This window comes from Pseudomonas oryziphila, from assembly GCF_003940825.1.
In the GTDB taxonomy this organism is placed as follows: Bacteria; Pseudomonadota; Gammaproteobacteria; order Pseudomonadales; family Pseudomonadaceae; genus Aquipseudomonas; species Aquipseudomonas sichuanensis.
Genome location: NZ_CP034338.1, coordinates 1,343,546 through 1,368,042 on the forward strand (window position 1 = coordinate 1,343,546; position 24,497 = coordinate 1,368,042).

Here is a 24,497-nt window from a genome sequence, read left to right on the forward strand (position 1 = left end):
TGGCTGGCATCGGTTTCAACTATGGATATCCGTCATCTCAAGGCGTTCATCGCGGTGTTCGAGGAACGCAACATCACCTTAGCCGCCCAGCGCCTGTGTGTGGCCCAGCCCACGCTGTCGGTGACCATTCGCCAGCTGGAGGAGGACCTGGGGGCCGAGCTGTTCGTACGCCAGGCCCGTGGCGTCGAGGTCACCGAGCAGGCCCGTGCACTGTATGCCCAGGCCTGTCGCATGGTGGCCGAGGCCGATGCCCTGCGCCTGCGTTTTCGCCAGGGGCGCGAACAGGTGCCGCTGACGCTGGGGATCGAGGCGGATATCGCGCCAGCCCAGGTCGAGGCTTGTGTGCGCCTGGCCAACCAGGCGGTGGAGCGGCTGCAACTGACCTTGCTCGAAGGTTGCGCCGGCGATGCGCGGCTGGCCGACGAGGAGCAGCGCTGCGAGGACGAGTTGTTCCTGCCGCTGTGGGAGGAGGCTTTCGTGCTGGTGTCGGCCACCGGTAGCCAACCGGATGGGCGTTGGATCAGTTGCCCGCAGCACCCCTCTCACCAACGCCTGATGGCCGCTTATGGCGAAGGCGAGCAGGTGGGGCAGGCCGCTTCGCTGCAACAGGCACTGGCCATGGTGGCTGCAGGCCTGGGCACGGCGTGGCTGCCGCAGTCGTTGGCCGAGCGCCACCCTGGGGTGTATTGGCAGCCTGGCCCCGGGCTGGCGTTGCGCCGCCGGATCGGCCTGTGCCTGACCCGCGAGGCCCTGCGGCTGCCGGCACTGGCCAGCCTGCACCAGGCACTGGGTGGCGGTTAAAGGAACATACCGCCGGAGACTTCCAGGCGTTGCCCGGTGATCCAGCCGTTACCGTCTTCGAGTAGCAACGCGACGGCCGCGCCGATGTCGTCGGGCACTCCGACCCGCCCCAGGGCGGTATTGCCGGCGATGAAGTCGTTGACCTGCGGGTTGTCACGCACCACGCCACCGCCGAAATCGGTCTCGATGGCGCCCGGGGCAAGAATGTTGACGCGAATGCCACGGGCACCCAGTTCCTTGGCCTGGTAGCGGGTCAGCACTTCCATCGCGCCTTTCATCGCCGCATAGGCGGCATAGCCGGGGAGGGCGAAGCGGGTCAGGCCAGTGGAGATGTTGACGATGCGCCCACCATCGGCGAGCAACGGCAGCAAGCGCTGGGTCAGGAAGAACGGGCCCTTGAGCTGGATATTCAGCAGCTGGTCGAACTGTGCTTCGCTGGTGTCGCTGAAGGGGACGTTCAAGCCGATCCCGGCGTTGTTCACCAGGAAGTCCAGCTGCCTGCTGCCGAACTGCTGCTGCAGGGTGTCGCCCAGGCGCTCGACGAAGGCGGCGAAGCTCGAACTGTCACTGACATCCAGTTGCAGCATGGCGGCGCGTACACCGGCTGCTTGCAGGGTGGCAGCCACGGCCTGGGCCTCGTCGGCCTTGCTGTGGTAAGTGCCGATGATGTCGATGCCGCGGGCGGCCAGGTGTTGGGCAGTGTTGCGGCCCAGGCCGCGGCTGGCGCCAGTGATCAGGGCAATCTTGCGAGTCATGTCGGTTACCTCATGGGCGATGGCTGTTACGGACAGGTTATTGATCGGTCGATGGCTGTTAAATCCAGCGAAACCGGAAATACTGTTCGTCTTTTCAGGACAAATGAGGTGGCGGATGAACAAGCTGGAGCTCTTGCGCACATTCGTCCGGGTCAGCGAGCTGAGTAGCTTCACCCTGGCCGGCGACAGCCTGGGGCTGCCGCGTTCGACCGTCTCCGAGCAGGTGCGGGTGTTGGAGCAACTGCTCGGCACGCGCTTGTTCAACCGCACCACGCGCCGGGTGCAGGCCACCCAGGATGGGGTGCTGCTGTACGAGCGCAGCAAGGACCTGCTGTCGGGGATGGACGAGATCGAGAGCCTGTTCCGCGCCGACGATGCCGAGCTTGCCGGCTGCCTGCGCATCGACTTGCCGACCATGATGGCGCGGCGGGTCATCGTGCCGGCCTTGCCACAGTTCCTCGAGCGCTTTCCACGGCTTGAAGTGGAGATCAGTTGTACCGACCGCCAGGTGGATCTGCTGCGCGAGGGCTTTGATTGCGTGATGCGCATCGGTGCCTTGAGCGACCTGGACGTGGTCGCCCGGCCGGTGGGGCAGTTGAGCATGCGCAACTGCGCCAGCCCCGCCTATCTCGAACGCTACGGCGTGCCGCGCAGGCTCGAAGACCTGGCGGGGCACCGGCTGGTCCACTACGTGCGCAGCCTTGGGGCGCGCAGCCAGGGCTTCGAGTACCTGCACGGCGGCGAACTGCGCTTCCAGGCCATGGCCGGGGTGGTGACGGTCAACAACGCCGAGGCCTATTCCGCCGCCTGCCTGGCGGGCCTCGGGCTGATCCAGGTACCGGCGGTGGGCGTTGCCGAGCACCTGCAGCGTGGCGAACTGGTCGCGCTGCTCGAGCAGTGGCAGGCACCGGCCATGCCGGTGTCGCTGCTGTATGCGCGGCAGCGCCATGTGCCGCGGCGGGTCCAGGCGTTCATGAATTGGCTGGCGGCGTTGCTGGCGTCGCAGGTCGATCCGCCGCCGGGCTGAAAATCCCTGGCAATTGCGGTAGGCTGGCCTCCGCGCGTTGCCCGCCAGAGGCAACCGTTCCCGCCCGGCGTGCGTCACTTCCGAATTTTTTGCGAGGTTACGTCATGGCCATCAGTTCCCAGGACATCTGCAACGCCGCCGATCAGCTCAAGGGCTTCGTCGGTTTCCACGGTAAGCGCGGCACCCATATCGTGCGTTTCTCTGAAGACGCCTTCGGCATGGACGTGGCCGACGCCAGCATCACCCCTTGCAGCGAATTCGTCTGGCGGCCCGAAGCCGAACAGCGCATGGCCTTGTGCCGCGAGCGCCTGGCGTTGCTGCTCGACCAGCATGTGGATGACCGGCTGAATATCGGCGAGCCGCTGCGCTTGTACCTGCGGCGCACCGACCTGCCGGAAATCGTTGCCGATCGGCGCCTGCGCTGAGCCCGCCTCAGCCGGCATCGTGGCGCTGCTCATGCCCTGCCAGCAGCGCCTCGAAGCCTTCACGGTCCACCGGGCGGCTCAGGTAGTAGCCCTGCACCTCATGGCAGCGGTCCTTGCCCAGCGCCTTGAGCTGCTGCTCGGTTTCCACGCCTTCGGCGGTGACGGTCAGGCCCATGGCCTTGCCCAGGTTGATGATCGCCTGGACCACGGCCCGGTCATTGCCGCTCTGGTTGTTCAGGCCGGCGATGAAGCGTTTGTCGATCTTGATGCTGTCGAAGGGGTAGGTGCGCAGGTAGCCCAGCGATGAGTAGCCGGTGCCGAAGTCGTCCATGTTCAGGCGCACGCCCAGCTCCTTGAGCGCGAGCATGGTGCCCAGGGCGCCTTCGATGTCGTTGAGCATGACGTTCTCGGTGATCTCCAGCTCCAGGCGCTGGGCCGGGAAACCGGTTTGCAGCAAGGCTTCGCGCACGTCGGCCACCACGTCACTGCGGGAGAACTGTGCCGGGGACAGGTTGACCGATACCAGCAGTTCGTCGGGCCAGTCGCGGGCGGCCCGGCAGGCTTCGCCAAGCACCCAGCGGCCAAGCGGGACGATCAGGTCGCTCTGTTCGGCCAAGGGGATGAAGGTGTCGGGGCCGAGCAGGCCTTCCTGGGGATGCTGCCAGCGCAGCAGCGCCTCGACCGAGACGATGCGCAGGTCGTCCAGGCGATAGCGCGGTTGGTAGTGCAGCACGAATTCGTGCTGTTTGATGGCGCGTCGCAGGTCGTTCTCCAGTTGGCGACGGTACTGGATCTGCTGGTTCATTTCTGGCGAGAAGTAGCGCCAGGTGTTCTTGCCGTCGGCCTTGGCCTGGTACAGGGCGATGTCGGCGCAACGGATCAGCTCGCCGGCATCGAAGCCCTGGGCGCGCGTCTGGGCGATGCCCAGGCTGGCGCCGATGTGCAAGGGCTGTTCGTCGAACAGGATCGGTTGTTGCAGGCGCTCGATCAGGCGGGCGCAGAAGCGGTCGATTTCGTTGCGGTTGTCCAGGCCATGCAGCACCAGGACGAACTCGTCACCGCCCAGGCGGGCCACCAGGTCGTCGTCGCGAGTGGCATCGCGCAAGCGCGCGGCGACTTCCTGCAGTACCGCATCACCAGCGGCATGGCCCAGGGAGTCGTTGATCAGCTTGAAACTGTCCAGGTCGAGCAGCAGCAGGGTCAGGGGAGGGCTGTCATTGCCACGCAGCAGGGCCTGCTCCAGGTGGCGTGAGAGCTTGTTGCGGTTGGCCAGGCCGGTGAGAGCGTCATGCATCGACAGGTGCTGGATGCGTGCATGGGCGGCGACTTCGTCGGTGATGTCGCTGGCGGTGCCGCGAAAGCCGGCGAGGCGGCCGTCGAACAGGATCGAGCGCGCCGAGATCCGGCAATAGCGGCTTTGCCCGTTGGGGTCGTAGTAGGTGCAGCGCAGGTTGGCCATTTGCTGCGGGTCGCTGTCGGTCTGGGTGTCGAGCCAGGGCAGCAGGGGTGTGGTGTCGCAGGACAGCAGTTGGTTGAGGGGCTGGCCGAGCCAGTCTTCGATGCGGTAGCCGGTGACATTGACGAAGCGTTGTGACAGATAAGTCAGGCGGTGATGTCGGTCGGTTTCCCAGATCCAGTCGGATGCGGCTTCGGCGACGGCGCGAAAACGCTGTTCGCTGGCTTCCAGTGCCTGGTTGCTCTGTTGCAGGCGCAACAGGCTCTGGTCGATGGCTCGGGAGCTGCGCAAGGCATGGCGGAACAGGTACAGCAACACCAGGCCCATCACCAGCAGCACGCCAAGCAGCGGTGGCAGGAAGGCCCAGAGCAACTGGCGACCGGGTTGTGGGCTGTTCCAGGCCAGGTGATAGCCGGTGTCGGCAAGGTCGATGTGCGGCTTTTGACGGGCGCCTGCGATATTTTTCTCCAGGCGCATGCCGGCCAGGCCGGCGCCCTCGCCAAGCTGGGTGAGCTTGGCCTCGGTCAACTGGTCGATGAACAGCATCACCGGTGCCTGGCGGACCTCGCCTTCGAGCACGTCCTTGTCTGGGCGTACTGCGGCGGCGCTGAGCACCGCCGGCCAGCCGTTGAAGCGCACGAACTGGGTGATCTGTTCACGGGCCGGCGCAGCGTGGCGCGCTTGTGCGAGGATCGGCGCGAGCGGCGCGTCCAGGTAGGCGGTGGCGGGTGAGTCGGTGGGTTTGCCCTTGAACAGGGCGTAGGTGGTGCCGCCATCCTCGACCACGAACACTCCTTCGTAACCGCTGGCGCTGTATAGCGATTCGCCGACGTTCTTCTCTTCATAGGCCCATTGCCAGTCGACTTTGCCGGCCAGGTGCTCGTAGGCGGCATCCCATACCGCGTAACTGGAGAGGAACTGGCGTGAGGCCAGCAGCCTTTGCTCCAGTGCCTGGGTGGCGTGGAAGCTGCTGCGCTCCTGCTCCTGGCGGTCCAGGGTGGCGGCAATGTTGAACAGGGCGCCAAGGGCTATCAGGCAGGCGAGGCCGAACAGGGCGCAGAAACCGCCGACCAGGCGGCGTACCTGCAGATGAGAGGTGAGGCGGGTGGCAGAGCGGTCGACATTCCTGTCCATGCGCGTTCGGCTCCTTGAACTGCAGCCTTCGCCCAGGGGCTGGAGGAAGGTTCAGTCAGGATAGGCCAGCCTGAGCGGCGTGACTTCGCCGCGGGCGAAATTGACCTGGTCGCGGCCCTGATGCTTGGCGGCGTAAAGCGCCTGGTCGGCTTCCTGCAGCCAGTGCTCGGGTGTGTGCAGGCCAGGGTGGAAGGCCGACAGGCCGATGCTCAGGCTGATTCGCAGGTCCGGAAGCTGTGGGTTGCGATAGGCCGCGACCTGTTCGCGCAGGCGCTCCATGGCCTGGCAGGCCTGGGCCTGTTCAGCGCCGGGGAGGATCACGCAGAACTCGTCGCCACCATAGCGCCCGGCCTGGTCGTCGTCGCGCAGGTTGCGCGTGAGTGCCTCGCTGAGCTGGCGCAGCACGCAGTCGCCGACCACGTGGCCGTAGGTGTCGTTGATGGCCTTGAAGTGGTCGATGTCGATCAGGGCAATCACGGCAGGCAACTGTTGCTGCTGGCAGGCCTGGAACCTGAGCAGCAGCAGGTCCTTCCATGAGCCGTGGTTGAGCAGGCCGGTGAGGCTGTCGGTGCGGCTCAGGGCGCTGAGCCGGCGCTTGTGCTCGGCCAGCTTGATCGCCAGCTGGTAGCAGACCCAGCCTAATGCCAACGGATAGAGGGTGAGCATCGGCAGGCAGGCCAGGACCTGCAAGGGTGTGGCCTGCGTCTGCAGGCCGGTGCCGAGCAGGGCGCTGGCCAGCACCATGCCGCCGGCCTGGGCCAGCAGACCGCGCAGCAGCATGCGCTTGCCCCCGGCGGCGACGTTGTTCATGGTCATCATCGACAGGATGGTGACGCTGGGCAGTGGGTTGAACTGCATGGCTGCGGTCCAGAAGCCACCCATCATCGAGTCGAGCACAAGGTTGCGTTGTTCGGCCTGGTAAGGGGTGGGCGAGCGACGTGCCCACTGGTACGCCAGGTGCGGCCAGGCGATGCCGTTGAACAGCAGCAAAGCCCAGGCCCAATGCGGTAACTGCAACGGCGCGACGGCGGCCATGACACTGAACAGGCCGATACCCAGACCGATGATGCGCGGCAGGTAGATACGCCTGACGAAAGAAAGTCCCTTACCGCTGCGGTTGTCGATCATGGTTGTGGTTCTTCTGATGAGCGCCGTTTATCGCATAAGTTGTATGAATATTGTTGAACAATCATTCATGGGCTAAGAATGGCCTTGCAAGCCAATTCACGGTTGATGCGACCCCCGTGGAGTAACATGAAGGCTTTCTTGCTGCTTGGAGTGTTCCTGCTCATGGCACCCATGGCTTCATCGGCTGGCGAGCCAGCACCGCACCTGGACGGGCGCTTCCATAACCAGGCCGAACTGCCCAAGGACGGTGTGTGGAAGAAGCTGCGTATCGGGTTCAAGTACCTGTTGCTGCGCAAGCCGCCCGAGACTCGCCCGGCCACTGCACCAGGCCTGCAGCCCATGACCCGTCAGCAGGTGCTCGATGCACCAGACCACAGCTTGTGGCGGCTGGGCCACTCCACGGTGTTGCTCAAGCTGCGCGGGCGCTTCTTCATTACCGACCCGGTGTTTGCCGAACGCGCCTCGCCTGTGCAGTGGGCCGGCCCCTTGCGCTTCCACGCGCCACCGCTGGCGCTTGATGACTTGCCAGCGCTGACGGCGGTGATCCTTTCCCACGATCATTTCGATCATCTTGATGAGGACGCGATTCGCCGCCTGGCGCCACGCACCGAGCACTTCCTCGCACCGCTGGGCGTTGGCGACCTGCTGATCGAATGGGGAGTGCCGGCGGCCAAGGTGCGGCAGCTGGACTGGTGGCAGCAGGTCGAAATCGAAGGGATACGTTTTGTCGCTACGCCTGCGCAGCACTTTTCCGGGCGCGGTCTGTTCGACAGCAACCGTCGGTTGTGGGCGTCCTGGGTGATGATCGATGAGGGGCTGCGATTGTTCTTCAGCGGTGACACCGGGTATTTCGACGGTTTTCGTGAAATCGGTGAACGCTATGGGCCGTTCGATCTGACGTTGATGGAAACGGGTGCCTACAACCTGGCCTGGCCCAATGTACACATGCAGCCCGAGCAGAGCCTGCAGGCGCACCTGGACCTACGAGGACGCTGGTTGCTGCCGATTCACAATGGCACTTTCGACCTTTCCATCCATGCCTGGGAAGAGCCCTTCGAGCGCATCCTGGCGTTGGCCAATGCCGCGCAGGTGCAACTGAGTACCCCGCAGATGGGCGAGCGGGTCAGCCTCGACTCGCCCCACGCCGGGCAGAACTGGTGGCGACCGCAGCCGTTGCGGCGGCAGGGCAAGTCTGCCCAGCGGGCGGTAGCTGCGCGCTAGCTAGTTTTGGTTTGCCGGCGGTTTCTCTTTCTTTAATAGCTGCGAGGGTGGCTTGCCGCTGTCGCTGCGCACCTGGGCATGGCTGATCAAGGCGAAGATGAAGCTGCCGCCGATGATGTTGCCGGCCAAGGTGGGCAGGGCGAAGTCGAGCAAGAAGGTGCGCCAGGTTTCTTCGCCGGCCCAGACCAAGTAGGACACCTCGACCGAGCCCACGACTATATGGGTGAAGTCGCCCAGCGCCATCAGGTAGGTGATCATCAGGATGATCCAGATCTTGGCGTGCTCCATGGACGGGATCATCCATACCATGGTGGCGATCATCCAGCCCGAGACGATGCCCTTGGCGAACATCTGACTGAGGTCGTTTTCCATGACCTTGCGGCCAACGTCGAGGAAGGCGATATCGGTCTTGCTGTCGAAGATCGGCAGTTCGAGCATCACCCAGGCTACCAGCAGGGTGCCGGCCAGGTTGCCGAGCAGGACGATGGTCCATAGCCGCAACAGGCGGCCGAGGTTGGCCAGGGTAGGGGTGGTCATCACCGGTAGCACGGCAGTCAGGGTGTTTTCGGTAAACAGCTGCTGGCGGGCGAGGATTACTGCCAGGAAGCCTGCGCTGTAACCGAGGCTGGCGATCACTTGGGCGCTGTCGCCCTCGGGCAGTCGGGCGTAGAACAAGCCCATCGCCATCAATGACAGGCCCATGGTCAAGCCGGCTGCCAATGCTGACCACCACAGTGCGGCGAGTGTGCGCTCGAGCTCCTGATCACCCTGCGAGCGGATGATCTCGTGCAGCACTGCCGCGCGGGGTGGCTGGTTGTGGCTTGCTTCCTGCTCTTCGTCCGCCGACAGGCCAGGGGTCTTGTCGCTTTGTGCATCGCTCATGATTGCCAGGCTCCGCAGGGGGTTTATCTACAGAGCGGAAGGGGCGGGCAATAGTTGCCAGGCGCGGTCAGAAAGTTTTTCAAGATCAAGGTGTTGACTCTGAGTTCAAAGCGCGTATTATTCGCCTCCTCGCAGCGTTGAACGCAGCGAAGGAAGCAGTAAGTTGTTGAAGTTGAAGGTGTTTTGAAAGAAGCAGCTTCGAAAAACAACTTCAACAAGGCGGTTGACAGCAGGTTGTAACGCTGTATGATTCGCCTCCCGCTACGAGAGATCGCAGCGAGTTAAGCGGTTGAAGCTAAACGAGTTTCTCGGAAAGAACTTCAAAATAAACGCTTGACAGCCAATGAGGAAAGCGTAGAATGCGCGCCTCGGTTGAGACGAAAAGCTCTTAGCCAAACGCTCTTTAACAAATTGAATCAAGCAATTCGTGTGGGTGCTTGTGAGTACGGACTGATAGTCAAAAAGATTATCAGCATCACAAGTGGCCATGCGAGAAATCACATAGTCATTTGAGGTTGCTGAGCCAAGTTTAGGGTTTCTTAAAAACCCAAGCAGTATTGAACTGAAGAGTTTGATCATGGCTCAGATTGAACGCTGGCGGCAGGCCTAACACATGCAAGTCGAGCGGATGAGAGGAGCTTGCTCTTCGATTCAGCGGCGGACGGGTGAGTAATGCCTAGGAATCTGCCTGGTAGTGGGGGACAACGTTTCGAAAGGAACGCTAATACCGCATACGTCCTACGGGAGAAAGCAGGGGACCTTCGGGCCTTGCGCTATCAGATGAGCCTAGGTCGGATTAGCTAGTTGGTGAGGTAATGGCTCACCAAGGCGACGATCCGTAACTGGTCTGAGAGGATGATCAGTCACACTGGAACTGAGACACGGTCCAGACTCCTACGGGAGGCAGCAGTGGGGAATATTGGACAATGGGCGAAAGCCTGATCCAGCCATGCCGCGTGTGTGAAGAAGGTCTTCGGATTGTAAAGCACTTTAAGTTGGGAGGAAGGGCAGTAAGTTAATACCTTGCTGTTTTGACGTTACCGACAGAATAAGCACCGGCTAACTCTGTGCCAGCAGCCGCGGTAATACAGAGGGTGCAAGCGTTAATCGGAATTACTGGGCGTAAAGCGCGCGTAGGTGGTTCGTTAAGTTGGATGTGAAAGCCCCGGGCTCAACCTGGGAACTGCATCCAAAACTGGCGAGCTAGAGTATGGTAGAGGGTGGTGGAATTTCCTGTGTAGCGGTGAAATGCGTAGATATAGGAAGGAACACCAGTGGCGAAGGCGACCACCTGGACTGATACTGACACTGAGGTGCGAAAGCGTGGGGAGCAAACAGGATTAGATACCCTGGTAGTCCACGCCGTAAACGATGTCAACTAGCCGTTGGAATCCTTGAGATTTTAGTGGCGCAGCTAACGCATTAAGTTGACCGCCTGGGGAGTACGGCCGCAAGGTTAAAACTCAAATGAATTGACGGGGGCCCGCACAAGCGGTGGAGCATGTGGTTTAATTCGAAGCAACGCGAAGAACCTTACCAGGCCTTGACATGCAGAGAACTTTCCAGAGATGGATTGGTGCCTTCGGGAACTCTGACACAGGTGCTGCATGGCTGTCGTCAGCTCGTGTCGTGAGATGTTGGGTTAAGTCCCGTAACGAGCGCAACCCTTGTCCTTAGTTACCAGCACGTTATGGTGGGCACTCTAAGGAGACTGCCGGTGACAAACCGGAGGAAGGTGGGGATGACGTCAAGTCATCATGGCCCTTACGGCCTGGGCTACACACGTGCTACAATGGTCGGTACAGAGGGTTGCCAAGCCGCGAGGTGGAGCTAATCTCACAAAACCGATCGTAGTCCGGATCGCAGTCTGCAACTCGACTGCGTGAAGTCGGAATCGCTAGTAATCGCAAATCAGAATGTTGCGGTGAATACGTTCCCGGGCCTTGTACACACCGCCCGTCACACCATGGGAGTGGGTTGCACCAGAAGTAGCTAGTCTAACCTTCGGGAGGACGGTTACCACGGTGTGATTCATGACTGGGGTGAAGTCGTAACAAGGTAGCCGTAGGGGAACCTGCGGCTGGATCACCTCCTTAATCGACGACATCAGCCTGCTGATGAGCTCCCACACGAATTGCTTGATTCATTGTGTAAAGACGATGCTGTAACGCGACCCTGTATAGGTCTGTAGCTCAGTTGGTTAGAGCGCACCCCTGATAAGGGTGAGGTCGGCAGTTCAAATCTGCCCAGACCTACCAATTACTTGGTGCGGCTGGTCAAATGGGGCCATAGCTCAGCTGGGAGAGCGCCTGCCTTGCACGCAGGAGGTCAGCGGTTCGATCCCGCTTGGCTCCACCACTCTTTCAGGTTTCGCAGCACTGCTCAGAACTTAGAAATGAACATTCGGCAATGAATGTTGATTTCTGACTTTTGTCAGATCGTTCTTTAAAAATTCGGATATGTGATAGATAGACTGACATGCACTTTCACTGGTGTGTGATCAGGCTAAGGTAAAATTTGTGAGTTCTGCTCTTAATTGAGCGAAATGCGAATTTTCGGCGAATGTCGTCTTCACAGTATAACCAGATTGCTTGGGGTTATATGGTCAAGTGAAGAAGCGCATACGGTGGATGCCTTGGCAGTCAGAGGCGATGAAAGACGTGGTAGCCTGCGATAAGCTTTGGGGAGTCGGCAAACAGACTGTGATCCAGAGATCTCTGAATGGGGGAACCCAGCCAGCATAAGCTGGTTATCTTGTACTGAATACATAGGTGCAAGAGGCGAACCAGGGGAACTGAAACATCTAAGTACCCTGAGGAAAAGAAATCAACCGAGATTCCCTTAGTAGTGGCGAGCGAACGGGGACCAGCCCTTAAGTTGGTTTGAGATTAGTGGAACGCTCTGGAAAGTGCGGCCATAGTGGGTGATAGCCCCGTACACGAAAATCTCTTATCAATGAAATCGAGTAGGACGGAGCACGAGAAACTTTGTCTGAATATGGGGGACCATCCTCCAAGGCTAAATACTACTGACTGACCGATAGTGAACCAGTACCGTGAGGGAAAGGCGAAAAGAACCCCGGAGAGGGGAGTGAAATAGAACCTGAAACCGTATGCGTACAAGCAGTGGGAGCCTACTTTGTTAGGTGACTGCGTACCTTTTGTATAATGGGTCAGCGACTTATATTCAGTGGCGAGCTTAACCGAATAGGGGAGGCGTAGCGAAAGCGAGTCTTAATAGGGCGCTTTAGTCGCTGGGTATAGACCCGAAACCGGGCGATCTATCCATGGGCAGGTTGAAGGTTAGGTAACACTGACTGGAGGACCGAACCGACTACCGTTGAAAAGTTAGCGGATGACCTGTGGATCGGAGTGAAAGGCTAATCAAGCTCGGAGATAGCTGGTTCTCCTCGAAAGCTATTTAGGTAGCGCCTCATGTATCACTGTAGGGGGTAGAGCACTGTTTCGGCTAGGGGGTCATCCCGACTTACCAAACCGATGCAAACTCCGAATACCTACAAGTGCCGAGCATGGGAGACACACGGCGGGTGCTAACGTCCGTCGTGAAAAGGGAAACAACCCAGACCGTCAGCTAAGGTCCCAAAGTCATGGTTAAGTGGGAAACGATGTGGGAAGGCTTAGACAGCTAGGAGGTTGGCTTAGAAGCAGCCACCCTTTAAAGAAAGCGTAATAGCTCACTAGTCGAGTCGGCCTGCGCGGAAGATGTAACGGGGCTCAAACCATGCACCGAAGCTACGGGTATCACCTTTTGGTGATGCGGTAGAGGAGCGTTCTGTAAGCCTGTGAAGGTGAGTTGAGAAGCTTGCTGGAGGTATCAGAAGTGCGAATGCTGACATGAGTAACGACAATGGGAGTGAAAAACTCCCACGCCGAAAGACCAAGGTTTCCTGCGCAACGTTAATCGACGCAGGGTTAGTCGGTCCCTAAGGCGAGGCTGAAAAGCGTAGTCGATGGAAAACAGGTTAATATTCCTGTACTTCCAGTTATTGCGATGGAGGGACGGAGAAGGCTAGGCCAGCTTGGCGTTGGTTGTCCAAGTTTAAGGTGGTAGGCTGAGATCTTAGGCAAATCCGGGATCTCAAGGCCGAGAGCTGATGACGAGTGCTCTTTAGAGCGCGAAGTGGTTGATGCCATGCTTCCAAGAAAAGCTCCTAAGCTTCAGATAACTGGGAACCGTACCCCAAACCGACACAGGTGGTTAGGTAGAGAATACCAAGGCGCTTGAGAGAACTCGGGTGAAGGAACTAGGCAAAATGGCACCGTAACTTCGGGAGAAGGTGCGCCGGCGAGGGTGAAGGACTTGCTCCGTAAGCCCATGCCGGTCGAAGATACCAGGCCGCTGCGACTGTTTATTAAAAACACAGCACTCTGCAAACACGAAAGTGGACGTATAGGGTGTGACGCCTGCCCGGTGCCGGAAGGTTAATTGATGGGGTTAGCGCAAGCGAAGCTCTTGATCGAAGCCCCGGTAAACGGCGGCCGTAACTATAACGGTCCTAAGGTAGCGAAATTCCTTGTCGGGTAAGTTCCGACCTGCACGAATGGCGTAACGATGGCGGCGCTGTCTCCACCCGAGACTCAGTGAAATTGAAATCGCTGTGAAGATGCAGTGTATCCGCGGCTAGACGGAAAGACCCCGTGAACCTTTACTATAGCTTTGCACTGGACTTTGAGCTTGCTTGTGTAGGATAGGTGGGAGGCTTTGAAGTGGGGACGCCAGTTCTCATGGAGCCATCCTTGAAATACCACCCTGGCAACCTTGAGGTTCTAACTCAGGTCCGTTATCCGGATCGAGGACAGTGTATGGTGGGTAGTTTGACTGGGGCGGTCTCCTCCCAAAGAGTAACGGAGGAGTACGAAGGTGCGCTCAGACCGGTCGGAAATCGGTCGTAGAGTATAAAGGCAAAAGCGCGCTTGACTGCGAGACAAACACGTCGAGCAGGTACGAAAGTAGGTCTTAGTGATCCGGTGGTTCTGTATGGAAGGGCCATCGCTCAACGGATAAAAGGTACTCCGGGGATAACAGGCTGATACCGCCCAAGAGTTCATATCGACGGCGGTGTTTGGCACCTCGATGTCGGCTCATCACATCCTGGGGCTGAAGCCGGTCCCAAGGGTATGGCTGTTCGCCATTTAAAGTGGTACGCGAGCTGGGTTTAGAACGTCGTGAGACAGTTCGGTCCCTATCTGCCGTGGACGTTTGAGATTTGAGAGGGGCTGCTCCTAGTACGAGAGGACCGGAGTGGACGAACCTCTGGTGTTCCGGTTGTCACGCCAGTGGCATTGCCGGGTAGCTATGTTCGGAAGAGATAACCGCTGAAAGCATCTAAGCGGGAAACTTGCCTCAAGATGAGATCTCACTGGGATCTTGAATCCCCTGAAGGGCCGTCGAAGACTACGACGTTGATAGGTTGGGTGTGTAAGCGCTGTGAGGCGTTGAGCTAACCAATACTAATTGCCCGTGAGGCTTGACCATATAACACCCAAGCAATTTGCGCGTAAGCCGAATTGTGGTGGTGAAGACGAAAGACCCGAAAGTTCGCAACATCACAAATCACATATCCGAATTAGCCAAGAGTGTTCACAAGACATTCTGGGCAACCGAATTTCTTGACGACCATAGAGCATTGGAACCACCTGATCCCATCCCGAACTCAGTAGTGAAACGATGCATCGCCGATGGTAGTGTGGGGTTTCCCCATGTGAGAGTAGGTCATCGTCAAGATTCATTTCGCAAAACCCCTATCTGCGCATGCAGGTAGGGGTTTTGTCTTTTCCGGCTTTTAATCCTTCCAACCTCGGGTCAAGGCAAAGGTCTTTTGCGCCTCCGATAGCTCTGCAGGCGGCGCCAGGGGTGCGACAATTATTACCGTCCGATGACGTGACTTTCCCGCACCGACCCTGCGTCAAGACTTAGGTTCGGGGCAATCCTCGCACCCGGACAGAGCGATGCCAGCGTACCGTGCTGCGCATTTCTGGACCTCCACCGCCCTATACACTGAGGTAAGAAGCAAAATGGCCAAGGCCGCCGATGTCGTTGTGCAATGCCTGGAAAACGAAGGTGTCGAGTATGTGTTCGGCATCCCCGGCGAGGAGAACCTCGACCTGCTCGAGTCCCTGCGCAAATCGAAGATCAAGCTGGTACTGACCCGCCATGAGCAGTCCGCAGGCTTCATGGCTGCCACTTATGGCCGCCTGACCGGCAAGACCGGCGTCAGCCTGTCGACCCTCGGCCCCGGCGCCACCAACCTGGTGACCGCCAGCGCCTATGCCTACCTCGGCGGCATGCCGATGATGATGATCACCGGCCAGAAGCCGATCAAGAAGTCCAAGCAGGGCCGTTTCCAGATCATCGACGTGTGCGGCATGATGGACCCCATCACCAAGTACACTCACCAGTTCGCCTCGGCCGACAACATCCCGGCCCGCATGCGTGAAGCCTTCCGCCTGGCCGAAGAAGAGAAGCCGGGTGCCGTGCACCTGGAACTGCCGGAAGACATCGCTGCCGAACAGACCGACGCGCTGCCGATCCCGCGCAGCCTGCACCGCCGCCCGCTGGCCGAGCACGTGGCCATCGAAGCCGCCGTCGAGAAACTGAAGAACGCCCGTAACCCGATCCTGGTGATCGGCGCCGGCGCCAACCGCAAGATGACCGCCAAGGTCCTCAAGCAACTGATCGACAAGACCGGCATCCCGTTCATCACCACCCAGATGGGTAAAGGCGTGGTCGACGAGCGTCACCCACGCTTCCTGGGCAACGCCGCGCTGTCCTCCGGCGATTTCGTGCACCGCGCCGTCGAAGCCGCCGACCTGATCGTCAACATCGGCCACGACGTGATCGAGAAACCACCGTTCTTCATGGTTCGTGGCGGCACCGAAGTGATCCACGTGAGCTTCCGCTCCGCCGAAGTGGACGCCGTGTACTTCCCACAGGTGGAAGTGATCGGCGACATCGCCAACGCCGTGTGGCAGATCAGCGAAGCCCTGACCGACACCAGCCACTGGGACTTCACCCGCCTGCTGGCCATCCGCGAAGCCAACGAAGCGCAGATCGCCGAAGGCGCCGACGACAACCGCTTCCCGGTCTACCCGCAGCGCATGGTCGCCGACATCCGTCGCGTGCTGCCGTCCGAAGGCATCGTTGCCCTGGACAACGGCATCTACAAGATCTGGTTCGCCCGTAACTACAAGGCGCACAAGCCCAACACCGTGCTGCTCGACAACGCCCTGGCGACCATGGGCGCCGGCCTGCCGTCGGCCATGGCGGCGCACCTGGTGTACCCGGACCGCCCGGTGATCTCGGTGTGCGGCGATGGCGGCTTCATGATGAACAGCCAGGAGCTGGAAACCGCAGTCCGTCTGGGCATGCACCTGACCGTGGTGATCCTGCGCGACGACGGCTACGGCATGATCCGCTGGAAGCAGGCCAACATGGGCTTCACCGATTTCGGCCTGGACTACGGCAACCCGGACTTCGTCAAATACGCCGAAGCCTACGGTGCCAACGGCCACCGTGTGGAAAGCGCCGAAGGCTTCCTGCCACTGCTGGAGCACTGCATCAAGACCCCGGGCGTGCACGTGATCGACTGCCCGGTCGACTACAGCGAGAATGACCGCATCCTCAACAGCGAGCTGCGTGAGCGCGCGCTGGCGGTCTAAACCGTAGCACCCTCATCGCGGGGCAAGCCCGCTCCCACGTTGTCACACACGTGGGAGCGGGCTTGCCCCGCGATCGTTTATAAGCCGCTACTTCCATGTGTTAGGGTTCACCCAAATTTCCTTTCCCAGGACACCCCACCCATGCTCCCCCCGCTCAGCGAAAAAGAACTCGACCGCCTCGAAGACCTGCTGATCACCTACGGCAACGACTATTCGGTCATCAACCTGGCCGAGCTCAATGGCTTGTTCACCGCCCTGGCCAGCTCGCCGATTCAGGTCAATCCGGAAACGTGGCTGCCTGCAGTTTCAGGCGGCAAGGTCCCGAAATTCAAGAAGCCCGCCCATGAAGAGGCCTACACCGCGCTGATGCTGCGCTACGCCAGCCAGATCGCGGAAGAACTGGCCGACAACCTTGCCGACTTCGAGCCATTGTTCGAAGAGAGCGAGGATGAAGGAGGGCCGGCGATCATTCTCGAAGAGTGGTGCTTCGGCTACATGCGCGGCACGCAAGTCGCCGAATGGAGCGCGCTGCCGCCGGAGCAGGACCGTCTCCTCAAGGCCATCTCGCTGCATGGCCTGGAAGACAACTTCGAGTTGCTCGACTCGATGAGTTTCGATGAACTCCAGGCCTGTGTGCCGCAGGTAGTGGAGGCGGCGCGAGGGTTGTACCAGTATCAGAAACAGCAGCGTCATTAAGGCCTTCGCGGGGCTGATTATTCCACCTGCCGAAATACTGGATTGCTTGCGGCACTCATTCTGCTGCCAACCGATCCAGTGCAGCATGTTCTCCAGCAGCGCCACTCCCGGCGCTGATCCGGAGCCAAGCACATGCCAACCCCGATCAAACTCTACAACTTCCCCAAGTCCGGCCATGCCCACCGCATCGAGCTGATGTTGTCGCTGCTGAACCTGCCCACCGAACTGGTGTTCGTCGACCTCGCCAAAGGCGCGCACAAGCAACCCGATTTCCTCGCCCTCAACCCGTTCGGCCAAGTGCCGGTAATCGACGACAACGGCACCGTGATCGCCGACTCCAACGCGATTCTGGTGTACCTGGCCAAGGCCTACGGCGGTGAACGCTGGCTGCCCCAGGACCCGATCGATGCAGCCCGCGTGCAGCGCTGGCTGTCGGTGGCCGCCGGTCCCCTGGCCTTCGGCCCTGCCGCCGCACGGCTGGTCACGGTATTCGGCGCCTCGTTCAACACCGACGAAGTCATCGGCCGCGCCCACACCCTGCTCAAGGTCATCGATGCCGAATTGGCCCAGCGCCCGTTCCTGGTGGGCAGCGAGGCGACCATCGCCGATATCGCCAACTACTCCTACATCGCCCACGCGCCAGAGGGCAATGTGTCGCTGGAACCCTACCCGAATGTGCGCGCCTGGCTTGCCCGCATCGAAGCGCTGCCAGGGTTCGTGCCGATGCCGCGCACGGTCATCGGCCTGCAGACCACGCTGTAACCCCTGAGGAATGCCGCCATGCGCTCTCCCTGGCACGAAGGTGAAAAACGACTGCAGGAGCAGGTCGGCGTTGCCGAGCGCATGGAGGCGTTCGGGCAGAAAGTCATTCGCGACCATATGCCTGACCAGCATCGGGTGTTCTACCACCAGTTGCCGTTCATCGTGGCCGGTGCCGTGGATGCGCAGGGTAAACCCTGGGCAACCCTGCTTGAAGGCCCGGAAGGCTTCGTCAGTTCGCCCGATCCGAAGCAACTGCTGATCGACACTGAGCTGGCCAGCGACGATCCCGCCACGCCTGGCCTGGCCCAGGGTGGCGCCATCGGCCTGCTGGGGATCGAACTGCACACCCGCCGGCGCAATCGCCTCAACGGCCAGGCCCGCCGCGTCGCAGGGGGGCTGCTGGAGGTGGCGGTCGAACAATCGTTCGGCAACTGCCCGCAGTACATTCAGTTGCGCGAATACACCCGTGTCGATGCGCCCTCACAGGGGCGCCAGGATGCATCGGCACTCGATGCTCGAACCCGGGCGATGATTGAAGGCGCCGACACTTTCTTCGTTGCCAGTTACGTCGAACATGACGATGGCCGGCGCTCGGTGGACGTGTCCCATCGCGGCGGCCGCCCAGGTTTCGTCAAGGTCGAAGGCAACCGGCTGACCATCCCCGACTACGCCGGCAACCTGCATTTCAATACCCTCGGCAACCTGCTGGTGAACCCGGTTGCCGGCCTGCTGTTCGTCGATTTCGTTACCGGCAATGTATTGCAGCTGTCCGGCCGCACCGAGGTGATGCTCGACAGCCCGCTGATCAGTGCATTCGAAGGCGCCGAACGGCTCTGGGCGCTGGACGTCGAGCAGGTGGTGCTGCGCCCGGCAGCGCTGTCGCTGCGCTGGGCCTTCCAGGAATATGCCCCGACCAGCCTGGCGACTGGCACCTGGGCCGAGGCCGAGCAGCGCCTGCAACAGCGTGAACGGCAGCGCCAGTGGCTGGCCTGGCGGGTGGGGCGAATAGAACAGGAGAGCCGCGACATCCGCTCGTACTATCTGCAGCCCGATGATGGCAAGCCCGTGCCCTTTGCCCCAGGGCAGCACATCCCCATGCGCCTGCAACTCGACGGCGAGGCTCCGCTGGTGCGCACCTACAGCCTTTCCAGCGCGCCCTCCGACGGTTACCTGCGCATCAGCGTCAAGGCCCAAGGCCCGGCTTCGCGACACCTGCATGAGCGCTTGAAGGTCGGTGACGTGCTGCAGGTGCGCCTGCCCATGGGCAATTTCACCCTCGACCAACAGAGCCAGCGGCCCCTGGTGCTGATCGGCGCCGGGGTCGGCATCACACCGCTGATGGCCATGCTTCGCGAGCAACTAAGCAGCGGGCAGGGCAGGCGTATCCACCTGTTCCACGGCGGGCGCAGCCTGGCCGAATTGCCGTTCCGGCAGGAACTCGCCGCACTCAAGCAGCAGGCCGGTGACCTGCTGGCTATCCACCGCGCCCTGAGCCAGCCCGAAGCCGATGCCGTGCCTGGCCGCGATTTCGAGTTCGCTGGCCGTCTGGGCATCACCCAGATCAAGGCCGTACTGGCGCTGGACGACTACGACTTCTACCTGTGCGGCCCGGCCAGTTTCACCCAGGACCTGTACGAAGGCCTGCGTGCGCTGCATGTGCCCGACGTACGCATCCACGCCGAGGCGTTCGGCCCCTCGACCTTGCGCCGCCACACTGACGACCGGCAACCCGTGCTGCAACAGCCCCCGGCCGCCACTCAGCCGGTGCCGGTGTACTTCGCCAGCTCCGCCAAGGAAGCCCGCTGGGCACCCGACAGCGGCACGCTGCTGGAGCTGGCAGAACGCCGAGGCCTGTCACCGGATTTCAGTTGCCGGGGCGGCTCCTGTGGTACCTGCAAAACCCGCGTGGTCAGCGGTCAGGTGCATTACCCCAACCCGCCTGCCGAGCTGCCCGATAGCGGCACTGTACTGATCTGCTGCGCGGTGCCGGCCCAGCCGGAGGACGGTGCGCAGCCGTTGGTGCTGGAGCTGTGAGGCTGGCCGCACCGGCCCTATCGCCGGCAAGCCGGCTCCCACACAGTCCGTATGAACCCAAGCTATGCGCCATCCCTGTGGGAGCCGGCTTGCCGGCGATGGGGCCGGTGAAGCGAGCAGAAAACCCCGCTATAACAGATAATCCCCCGCACCCCCGAGGCCCAGGAGCCCGCATGGACCAGATCCACCTGATGAAGGTGTTCGTCGCCGTCGGCGAACTGGAAAGCTTCGCCGCCGCGGCCCGTCGCCTGGCGATATCGCCGGCGGCAGTGACCCGTGCCGTCACGGCCCTGGAAGAACAACTCGGGGTCAAGCTGCTGCTGCGCACCACCCGCAGCGTGCGCCTGACCGAAGCCGGCGGGCGCTACCTGGAAGACACCCGGCATATCCTCGCCAGTATCATCGAAGCCAACGAAGCGGCCGCCGGCATCAATGCCGCGCCCAAGGGCGACCTGGCCGTGACCGCGCCGATCCTGTTCGGCAAGAAGTTCGTCATGCCCTGCATCGTCCGCTACCTGCAGCAGTACCCCGAGGTGGACGTATCGGCCTACTTCCTCGACCGGGTGGTGAACCTGGTGGAGGAGGGCATGGATGTGGCGGTACGCATCGGCCAGCTACCCGACTCCGGCCTCAAGGCCCTGCGCGTGGGCAGCATGCGCAGGCTGCTGTGCGCCTCGCCTGGGTATCTCGAACAACACGGCACCCCACGCCATCCGAGCGAGCTGCAAGGCCACGCGATCATCGCTGCCGGCGTTCTCTCGCCACGCACCGACTGGCGCTTCGGCGCCATCGACGACCCGACCCTGATCCGCATGAAGCCACGCCTGACCGTGACCAGCAACGACGCGGCCATCGCCGCCGCCAGTGCCGGGCTGGGTATCGCCCGGCTGCTGTCCTACCAGGTGGCCGACGAGCTGGCGGCCGGGCGGCTGCAGGTGATCCTTGCCGAGTACGAAGAAGCGCCCTGGCCGATCCATGTGCTGCACCGCGAGAGCAAGTACGGCTCGACCAAGGTACGCACCTTCATCGACATGCTGGCCGAACACCTGCGTGCTCAGCAGCACCTGAGTTGAACCCATGACGTCGTACAACCATGGTGCTAGGCCACCCAAATTTTCCCCGCTAAGCATAGGTAAGCCCTGATATAGCTCAATCACAGGCAAATACGCGAACATGACAACTTAAAATTGTTGTACGACGACCTATGACATGGCAATCTTGCGCCTGAAACAATTTGTCTCAAGTCGCCCGGGCGACCACAGGCAATCACCAGCAACTCTAAAAATAATTCAGGTGATCCATGAGCATAAAAGGCATCCGTTGGTGGATGGTCAGCCTTGTTACAGCTGGCCTGGTCGTCAACTACCTCGCCCGCAACACCCTCTCGGTGGCTGCCCCCACCTTGATGTCCGACCTCTCCATCAGCACCGAGCAATACGCCAAGATCGTCGCCACCTGGCAGATCTGCTACGCCCTGATGCAACCCATCGCCGGCTGGGTCATCGACTTCATTGGTACCAAGCTGGGCTTTGCGGTGTTCGCCCTGGCCTGGTCGCTGGCCTGTGCCGGGGCGGCGCTGGCCAGCGGCTGGCAAAGTCTGGCGTTCATGCGCGGGCTGTTGGGGATGACCGAAGCGGCCGGCCTGCCTGCCGGCGTCAAGGCCACCACCGAATGGTTCCCGGCCAAGGAGCGTTCGGTCGCCATCGGCTGGTTCAACATCGGTTCTTCGCTCGGCGCCTTGCTGGCACCGCCGCTGGTGGTCTGGGCCATCCTGCACAGCGGCTGGCAACTGGCGTTCGTCATCGTCGGCGTCTCGGGGATCGTCTGGACCCTGCTGTGGATGCTGCTGTACAAGCACCCCAAGGACCAGAAGCGCCTGAGTGCCGCGGAGCGCGACTACATCCTGTCCGGCCAGGAAGCCCACTTCAAACAGCAAGCGCGGGTCAAGGGCGCCTGGAAGCGCATCTTCAAGGAGCGCAACTTCTACGCCATCGCCTCGGCGCGGATTCTCTCCGAGCCGGCCTGGCAGACCTTCAACGCCTGGATCCCGCTGTACCTGATGACCGAGCGGCACATGAACATCAAGGAAGTGGCGATGTTCGCCTGGCTGCCGTTCCTGGCCGCGGACATCGGCTGCGTGCTGGGCGGTTACCTGAGCCCGCTGTTCCACCGCTACTGCAAGGTGTCGCTGTTCACCTCGCGCAAGATGGTCCTGGTGTTCGGCGCCAGCTGCATGATCGGCCCGGCCTGCATCGGCCTGGTGGAAAGCCCGTACACGGCAATTCTGCTGCTGTGCATCGGCGGCTTTGCGCACCAGACATTGTCCGGCGCGCTGTACTCGATCACCTCCGACTCGTTCAGCAAAGACCAGGTGGCGACCGCCACCGGCATGGGCGGCATGTTCGGCTACCTGGGGGCTGCGGTGTTCACCCTGGTGTTCGGCATCCTGGTCACGCAGATCGGCTACAGCCCGCTGTTCGTGGTGCTGGCGGCGTTCGACATCATTGCTGCGGTGCTGGTGTGGAACCTGGCGCGCGAGCTGCGCAGCGAACCCCGTGAGGCAGCACCGACAGAGGCGCAGGTGGTGCTCGGCACGGGCCGTTAACCCCGTTGCGATGGATCAAAGGGGCTGCTTGCAGCCCCTTTGGCGTTTTCAGTCGGTGCCAAGTGCCCGGTACTGCAAGCTGAAACCCAGGTGCAGTTGTTCATGTTGGCGCAGCAGCTGCAAGCCGGGCCGATCGGGCAGGTGATGGGCGTTGATCGGGTGGCTGACCGGCTCGATGCAGAAGAACCCCTGGTCCTTGGGGCAGTACAGCAGGTAGTGATCGGCACCCCTGGCATGGCAATCGAGGCGATAACCCGCCGTCGGCTGGACAATGCTGCAGGTGCCTTGCCAACCACTGAAGGCATGATCGACCCCATCGCTGGGCAATACCTGCGGCGTGTCGAAACACCACTGCGGCGGGATCGTGGCCTGGCGCGAGGGCAACTGCCCCTCATCTCCCACCCACACCTGCTGCGCGGGCGCCAGCAAGCGGGTGTCGGCAAAGCGCGGAAAGTACGGGTGAAACCCCAGCCCATGCCAGGTCGGCCGTGGGGCGAGGTGGGTCACTTCCAGCTCAAGGGTCAGGCAACCTTCATCCAGGCGTACGTCCAGGGTCGCGCGGTAAGCAAAGGGCACCTGGCTGTCCAGGCTCAGGCGGGCATGGCCGTCATCCACGCTGTCGACTTGCCAGGGCTGCTGCCAGGCACTGCCATGGATAGGGTAGGGGTCATGGTCGGTATTGGGCGCCAACGCCAGCCAGCCATCAGGGCACTGAAAGCCGCCCTCAGCGATGCGGTTCGACCAGGGCGCCAGCAGGTAGCAGCCCAGGCGTCGTGGTGAGCCGCTGGCCAGGGCGGCGCTGTCGCTGTGGCGCAGCAGCGCCTGGCCGCTGGCCTTGGCCTGCCAGTTGATCAGGCTGGCGCCCAGGGTGGGCGCCAGGCTCAGGCGGGTCAGACGGTCTTGCAGGTGCAGTTCAGGCACAGGCATTGCGGCGCTCCGAAGGTGCAGGCGGTTTCAACCCGCCTTGCGGTAGGTCAACAGGACGATCCCGCATACCACCACGGCGGCGCCGAGCAGCTGCAGGGTATTGAGTTGCTGGCCGAGCAGGGCCCAGCCCAGCAGCAGGGTGGCGATCGGCTCGATGTTCATCACCGGGGCGTTCTGCGCCATGTTCAGCCGAGGCATGCACACGAACAGCAGGGTGAAGGCCGTGCCGTACAACACCACCAGGCTCGCCAGGGCCAGCCAGCCGCCGCTGCTGCCCGGCAGCGCCAGCCCGGCCGGTACCAGGCCGCCGGAGCCTGCCAGCAGCATGCTGGCGAACACGATCAGCAGGGTCAGCATGCTGCGCACCGGGCCGCGAACGCCGGCCAGCTTGTGGTCGGTGATCCACAGGGCGCAGGCGAATACACAGGCCGCGCAGAACGCCAGGCTTACCCCCAGGGCCCAGTCCGGGTTGGTCTCGGCGCTGCCATTCAAGCGAGAGGGCACATCCAGCGCCAGCACCAGGCCGAACAGGATCAAACCCATCAAGGCCGCGGTGCGCCGGGTTGGTCGCGGCCCGCCGAGGGCCCAGCTCAGCAGCGCCAGCAGGATCGGGAAGGTGTTGCCCACCAGCAGTGCCAGGGCCACCGGAATACGCGCCACGGCCGAGTACAGGCACAGGCTCTGGGTGGCGATCAGCAGGCCCAGCAGCAGTTGCCAGCGCCAGGAGCCGGCAGGTAGCCCCAACGGCTGGCGCTGCCACAGCACCAGGCCACCCAGGGCCAGCAGGGTCAGGCCCGAGCGGCAGAGGATGGCCAGTAGTACGCCAGTGTCGTCGTCGAAGGCGATGCGCGCGGCAATGTGGTTGCCGGCGAAGCAACAGGCCAGCAGCGCCAGCAGCGCTACCGCCAGTTTGCGCGGGAAGAGGTGAGGCGAAGCGAGGGCGACAGCCATGATGCAGGGTCCGT

Annotated in this window: 16 protein-coding genes, 2 tRNA genes and 3 rRNA genes; 15 read left to right on the plus strand and 6 right to left on the minus strand. The window is 61.7% G+C overall.

Going from position 1 to position 24,497, the window contains the following annotated elements:
• The first annotated feature begins 21 nt into the window (after nucleotides 1-21).
• Nucleotides 22-801, plus strand: coding sequence for a LysR family transcriptional regulator (locus EJA05_RS06380; protein ID WP_125857682.1), 780 nt, complete (start codon nucleotides 22-24; stop codon nucleotides 799-801).
• Here the strand turns inward: EJA05_RS06380 and EJA05_RS06385 are convergent.
• Nucleotides 798-1,556 carry an SDR family NAD(P)-dependent oxidoreductase gene (locus EJA05_RS06385; protein WP_125857683.1) on the minus strand — a complete coding sequence of 253 codons (759 nt, stop codon included), beginning with the start codon at nucleotides 1,554-1,556 and terminating at the stop codon, nucleotides 798-800. The two genes, EJA05_RS06380 and EJA05_RS06385, sit on opposite strands and share 4 nt — an antisense overlap.
• Nucleotides 1,557-1,671: 115 nt before the next feature.
• Here EJA05_RS06385 and EJA05_RS06390 point away from each other — a divergent pair, with 115 nt between their 5' ends.
• Nucleotides 1,672-2,583, plus strand: coding sequence for a LysR family transcriptional regulator (locus tag EJA05_RS06390; protein WP_125857684.1), 912 nt, complete (start codon nucleotides 1,672-1,674; stop codon nucleotides 2,581-2,583).
• Nucleotides 2,584-2,687: 104 nt separating this feature from the next.
• Entirely contained in the window at nucleotides 2,688-3,008 is a 321-nt protein-coding gene (locus EJA05_RS06395; RefSeq protein WP_125857685.1) for a DUF2025 family protein, read from the plus strand.
• A 7-nt stretch (nucleotides 3,009-3,015) separates the two neighbouring features.
• On the opposite strand, the gene EJA05_RS06400 is transcribed toward EJA05_RS06395, so the two are convergent.
• Entirely contained in the window at nucleotides 3,016-5,598 is a 2,583-nt protein-coding gene (locus EJA05_RS06400; RefSeq protein ID WP_125857686.1) for a bifunctional diguanylate cyclase/phosphodiesterase, read from the minus strand.
• A 51-nt stretch (nucleotides 5,599-5,649) separates the two neighbouring features.
• Nucleotides 5,650-6,726, minus strand: coding sequence for a diguanylate cyclase (locus EJA05_RS06405; RefSeq protein ID WP_125857687.1), 1,077 nt, complete (start codon nucleotides 6,724-6,726; stop codon nucleotides 5,650-5,652).
• A 126-nt stretch (nucleotides 6,727-6,852) separates the two neighbouring features.
• On the opposite strand from EJA05_RS06405, the gene EJA05_RS06410 reads away from it, so the two are divergent.
• The gene (locus EJA05_RS06410; protein WP_125857688.1) at nucleotides 6,853-7,947 is read left to right on the plus strand and encodes an MBL fold metallo-hydrolase; all 1,095 of its coding nucleotides are present in this window, start codon (nucleotides 6,853-6,855) and stop codon (nucleotides 7,945-7,947) included.
• Here EJA05_RS06410 and EJA05_RS06415 read toward each other — a convergent pair whose 3' ends face one another.
• Nucleotides 7,948-8,829: a formate/nitrite transporter family protein gene (locus EJA05_RS06415; protein ID WP_125462932.1), complete on the minus strand. Its 882-nt coding sequence runs from the start codon at nucleotides 8,827-8,829 to the stop codon at nucleotides 7,948-7,950.
• 559 nt (nucleotides 8,830-9,388) lie between these two features.
• On the opposite strand from EJA05_RS06415, the gene EJA05_RS06420 reads away from it, so the two are divergent.
• The 11 genes from EJA05_RS06420 (at nucleotide 9,389) to EJA05_RS06470 (ending at nucleotide 22,605) form a co-directional block, all read left to right on the plus strand.
• Nucleotides 9,389-10,925 (plus strand): 16S ribosomal RNA (locus EJA05_RS06420).
• A gap of 85 nt (nucleotides 10,926-11,010) precedes the next feature.
• Nucleotides 11,011-11,087 (plus strand) — tRNA-Ile (locus tag EJA05_RS06425).
• A gap of 24 nt (nucleotides 11,088-11,111) precedes the next feature.
• Nucleotides 11,112-11,187: transfer RNA gene (locus EJA05_RS06430), tRNA-Ala, on the plus strand.
• A gap of 245 nt (nucleotides 11,188-11,432) precedes the next feature.
• Nucleotides 11,433-14,325 (plus strand): 23S ribosomal RNA (locus EJA05_RS06435).
• A gap of 133 nt (nucleotides 14,326-14,458) precedes the next feature.
• Nucleotides 14,459-14,574 (plus strand): 5S ribosomal RNA (gene rrf, locus EJA05_RS06440).
• Together the 16S, 23S and 5S rRNA genes with 2 tRNA genes alongside form the textbook arrangement of a ribosomal RNA operon.
• Before the next feature lie 290 nt (nucleotides 14,575-14,864).
• Nucleotides 14,865-16,508, plus strand: a complete 1,644-nt coding sequence (locus EJA05_RS06445; protein ID WP_125462933.1) for an acetolactate synthase large subunit — start codon at nucleotides 14,865-14,867, stop codon at nucleotides 16,506-16,508.
• Nucleotides 16,509-16,649: 141 nt separating this feature from the next.
• Nucleotides 16,650-17,204, plus strand: coding sequence for a UPF0149 family protein (locus EJA05_RS06450; protein ID WP_125462934.1), 555 nt, complete (start codon nucleotides 16,650-16,652; stop codon nucleotides 17,202-17,204).
• A 132-nt stretch (nucleotides 17,205-17,336) separates the two neighbouring features.
• A complete protein-coding gene (locus EJA05_RS06455) occupies nucleotides 17,337-17,966 on the plus strand; it encodes a glutathione S-transferase family protein (RefSeq protein ID WP_125857689.1) in 630 nt (209 codons plus the stop codon).
• 18 nt (nucleotides 17,967-17,984) lie between these two features.
• Entirely contained in the window at nucleotides 17,985-20,000 is a 2,016-nt protein-coding gene (locus tag EJA05_RS06460; RefSeq protein ID WP_125857690.1) for a pyridoxamine 5'-phosphate oxidase family protein, read from the plus strand.
• 173 nt (nucleotides 20,001-20,173) lie between these two features.
• On the plus strand, nucleotides 20,174-21,073 hold the full coding sequence (locus EJA05_RS06465; protein WP_125857691.1) for a LysR family transcriptional regulator: 900 nt from the start codon (nucleotides 20,174-20,176) through the stop codon (nucleotides 21,071-21,073).
• A 227-nt stretch (nucleotides 21,074-21,300) separates the two neighbouring features.
• On the plus strand, nucleotides 21,301-22,605 hold the full coding sequence (locus EJA05_RS06470; protein ID WP_125857692.1) for an MFS transporter: 1,305 nt from the start codon (nucleotides 21,301-21,303) through the stop codon (nucleotides 22,603-22,605).
• A 48-nt stretch (nucleotides 22,606-22,653) separates the two neighbouring features.
• Here EJA05_RS06470 and EJA05_RS06475 read toward each other — a convergent pair whose 3' ends face one another.
• Nucleotides 22,654-23,532: an aldose 1-epimerase gene (locus EJA05_RS06475; RefSeq protein ID WP_125857693.1), complete on the minus strand. Its 879-nt coding sequence runs from the start codon at nucleotides 23,530-23,532 to the stop codon at nucleotides 22,654-22,656.
• Between the two features lie 27 nt (nucleotides 23,533-23,559).
• Nucleotides 23,560-24,483, minus strand: a complete 924-nt coding sequence (locus tag EJA05_RS06480; protein ID WP_125857694.1) for an EamA family transporter — start codon at nucleotides 24,481-24,483, stop codon at nucleotides 23,560-23,562.
• Nucleotides 24,484-24,497: the final 14 nt, after the last annotated feature.

Excerpts from the sequence above, each read along its gene's own strand:
- EJA05_RS06380 (WP_125857682.1), top strand. The coding sequence starts at position 22 with ATGGATATCCGTCATCTCAAGGCGTTCATCGCGGTGTTCGAGGAACGC.
- EJA05_RS06385 (WP_125857683.1), bottom strand. The coding sequence starts at position 1,556 with ATGACTCGCAAGATTGCCCTGATCACTGGCGCCAGCCGCGGCCTGGGC.
- EJA05_RS06390 (WP_125857684.1), top strand. The coding sequence starts at position 1,672 with ATGAACAAGCTGGAGCTCTTGCGCACATTCGTCCGGGTCAGCGAGCTG.
- EJA05_RS06395 (WP_125857685.1), top strand. The coding sequence starts at position 2,688 with ATGGCCATCAGTTCCCAGGACATCTGCAACGCCGCCGATCAGCTCAAG.
- EJA05_RS06400 (WP_125857686.1), bottom strand. The coding sequence starts at position 5,598 with ATGGACAGGAATGTCGACCGCTCTGCCACCCGCCTCACCTCTCATCTG.
- EJA05_RS06405 (WP_125857687.1), bottom strand. The coding sequence starts at position 6,726 with ATGATCGACAACCGCAGCGGTAAGGGACTTTCTTTCGTCAGGCGTATC.
- EJA05_RS06410 (WP_125857688.1), top strand. The coding sequence starts at position 6,853 with ATGAAGGCTTTCTTGCTGCTTGGAGTGTTCCTGCTCATGGCACCCATG.
- EJA05_RS06415 (WP_125462932.1), bottom strand. The coding sequence starts at position 8,829 with ATGAGCGATGCACAAAGCGACAAGACCCCTGGCCTGTCGGCGGACGAA.
- EJA05_RS06445 (WP_125462933.1), top strand. The coding sequence starts at position 14,865 with ATGGCCAAGGCCGCCGATGTCGTTGTGCAATGCCTGGAAAACGAAGGT.
- EJA05_RS06450 (WP_125462934.1), top strand. The coding sequence starts at position 16,650 with ATGCTCCCCCCGCTCAGCGAAAAAGAACTCGACCGCCTCGAAGACCTG.
- EJA05_RS06455 (WP_125857689.1), top strand. The coding sequence starts at position 17,337 with ATGCCAACCCCGATCAAACTCTACAACTTCCCCAAGTCCGGCCATGCC.
- EJA05_RS06460 (WP_125857690.1), top strand. The coding sequence starts at position 17,985 with ATGCGCTCTCCCTGGCACGAAGGTGAAAAACGACTGCAGGAGCAGGTC.
- EJA05_RS06465 (WP_125857691.1), top strand. The coding sequence starts at position 20,174 with ATGGACCAGATCCACCTGATGAAGGTGTTCGTCGCCGTCGGCGAACTG.
- EJA05_RS06470 (WP_125857692.1), top strand. The coding sequence starts at position 21,301 with ATGAGCATAAAAGGCATCCGTTGGTGGATGGTCAGCCTTGTTACAGCT.
- EJA05_RS06475 (WP_125857693.1), bottom strand. The coding sequence starts at position 23,532 with ATGCCTGTGCCTGAACTGCACCTGCAAGACCGTCTGACCCGCCTGAGC.
- EJA05_RS06480 (WP_125857694.1), bottom strand. The coding sequence starts at position 24,483 with ATGGCTGTCGCCCTCGCTTCGCCTCACCTCTTCCCGCGCAAACTGGCG.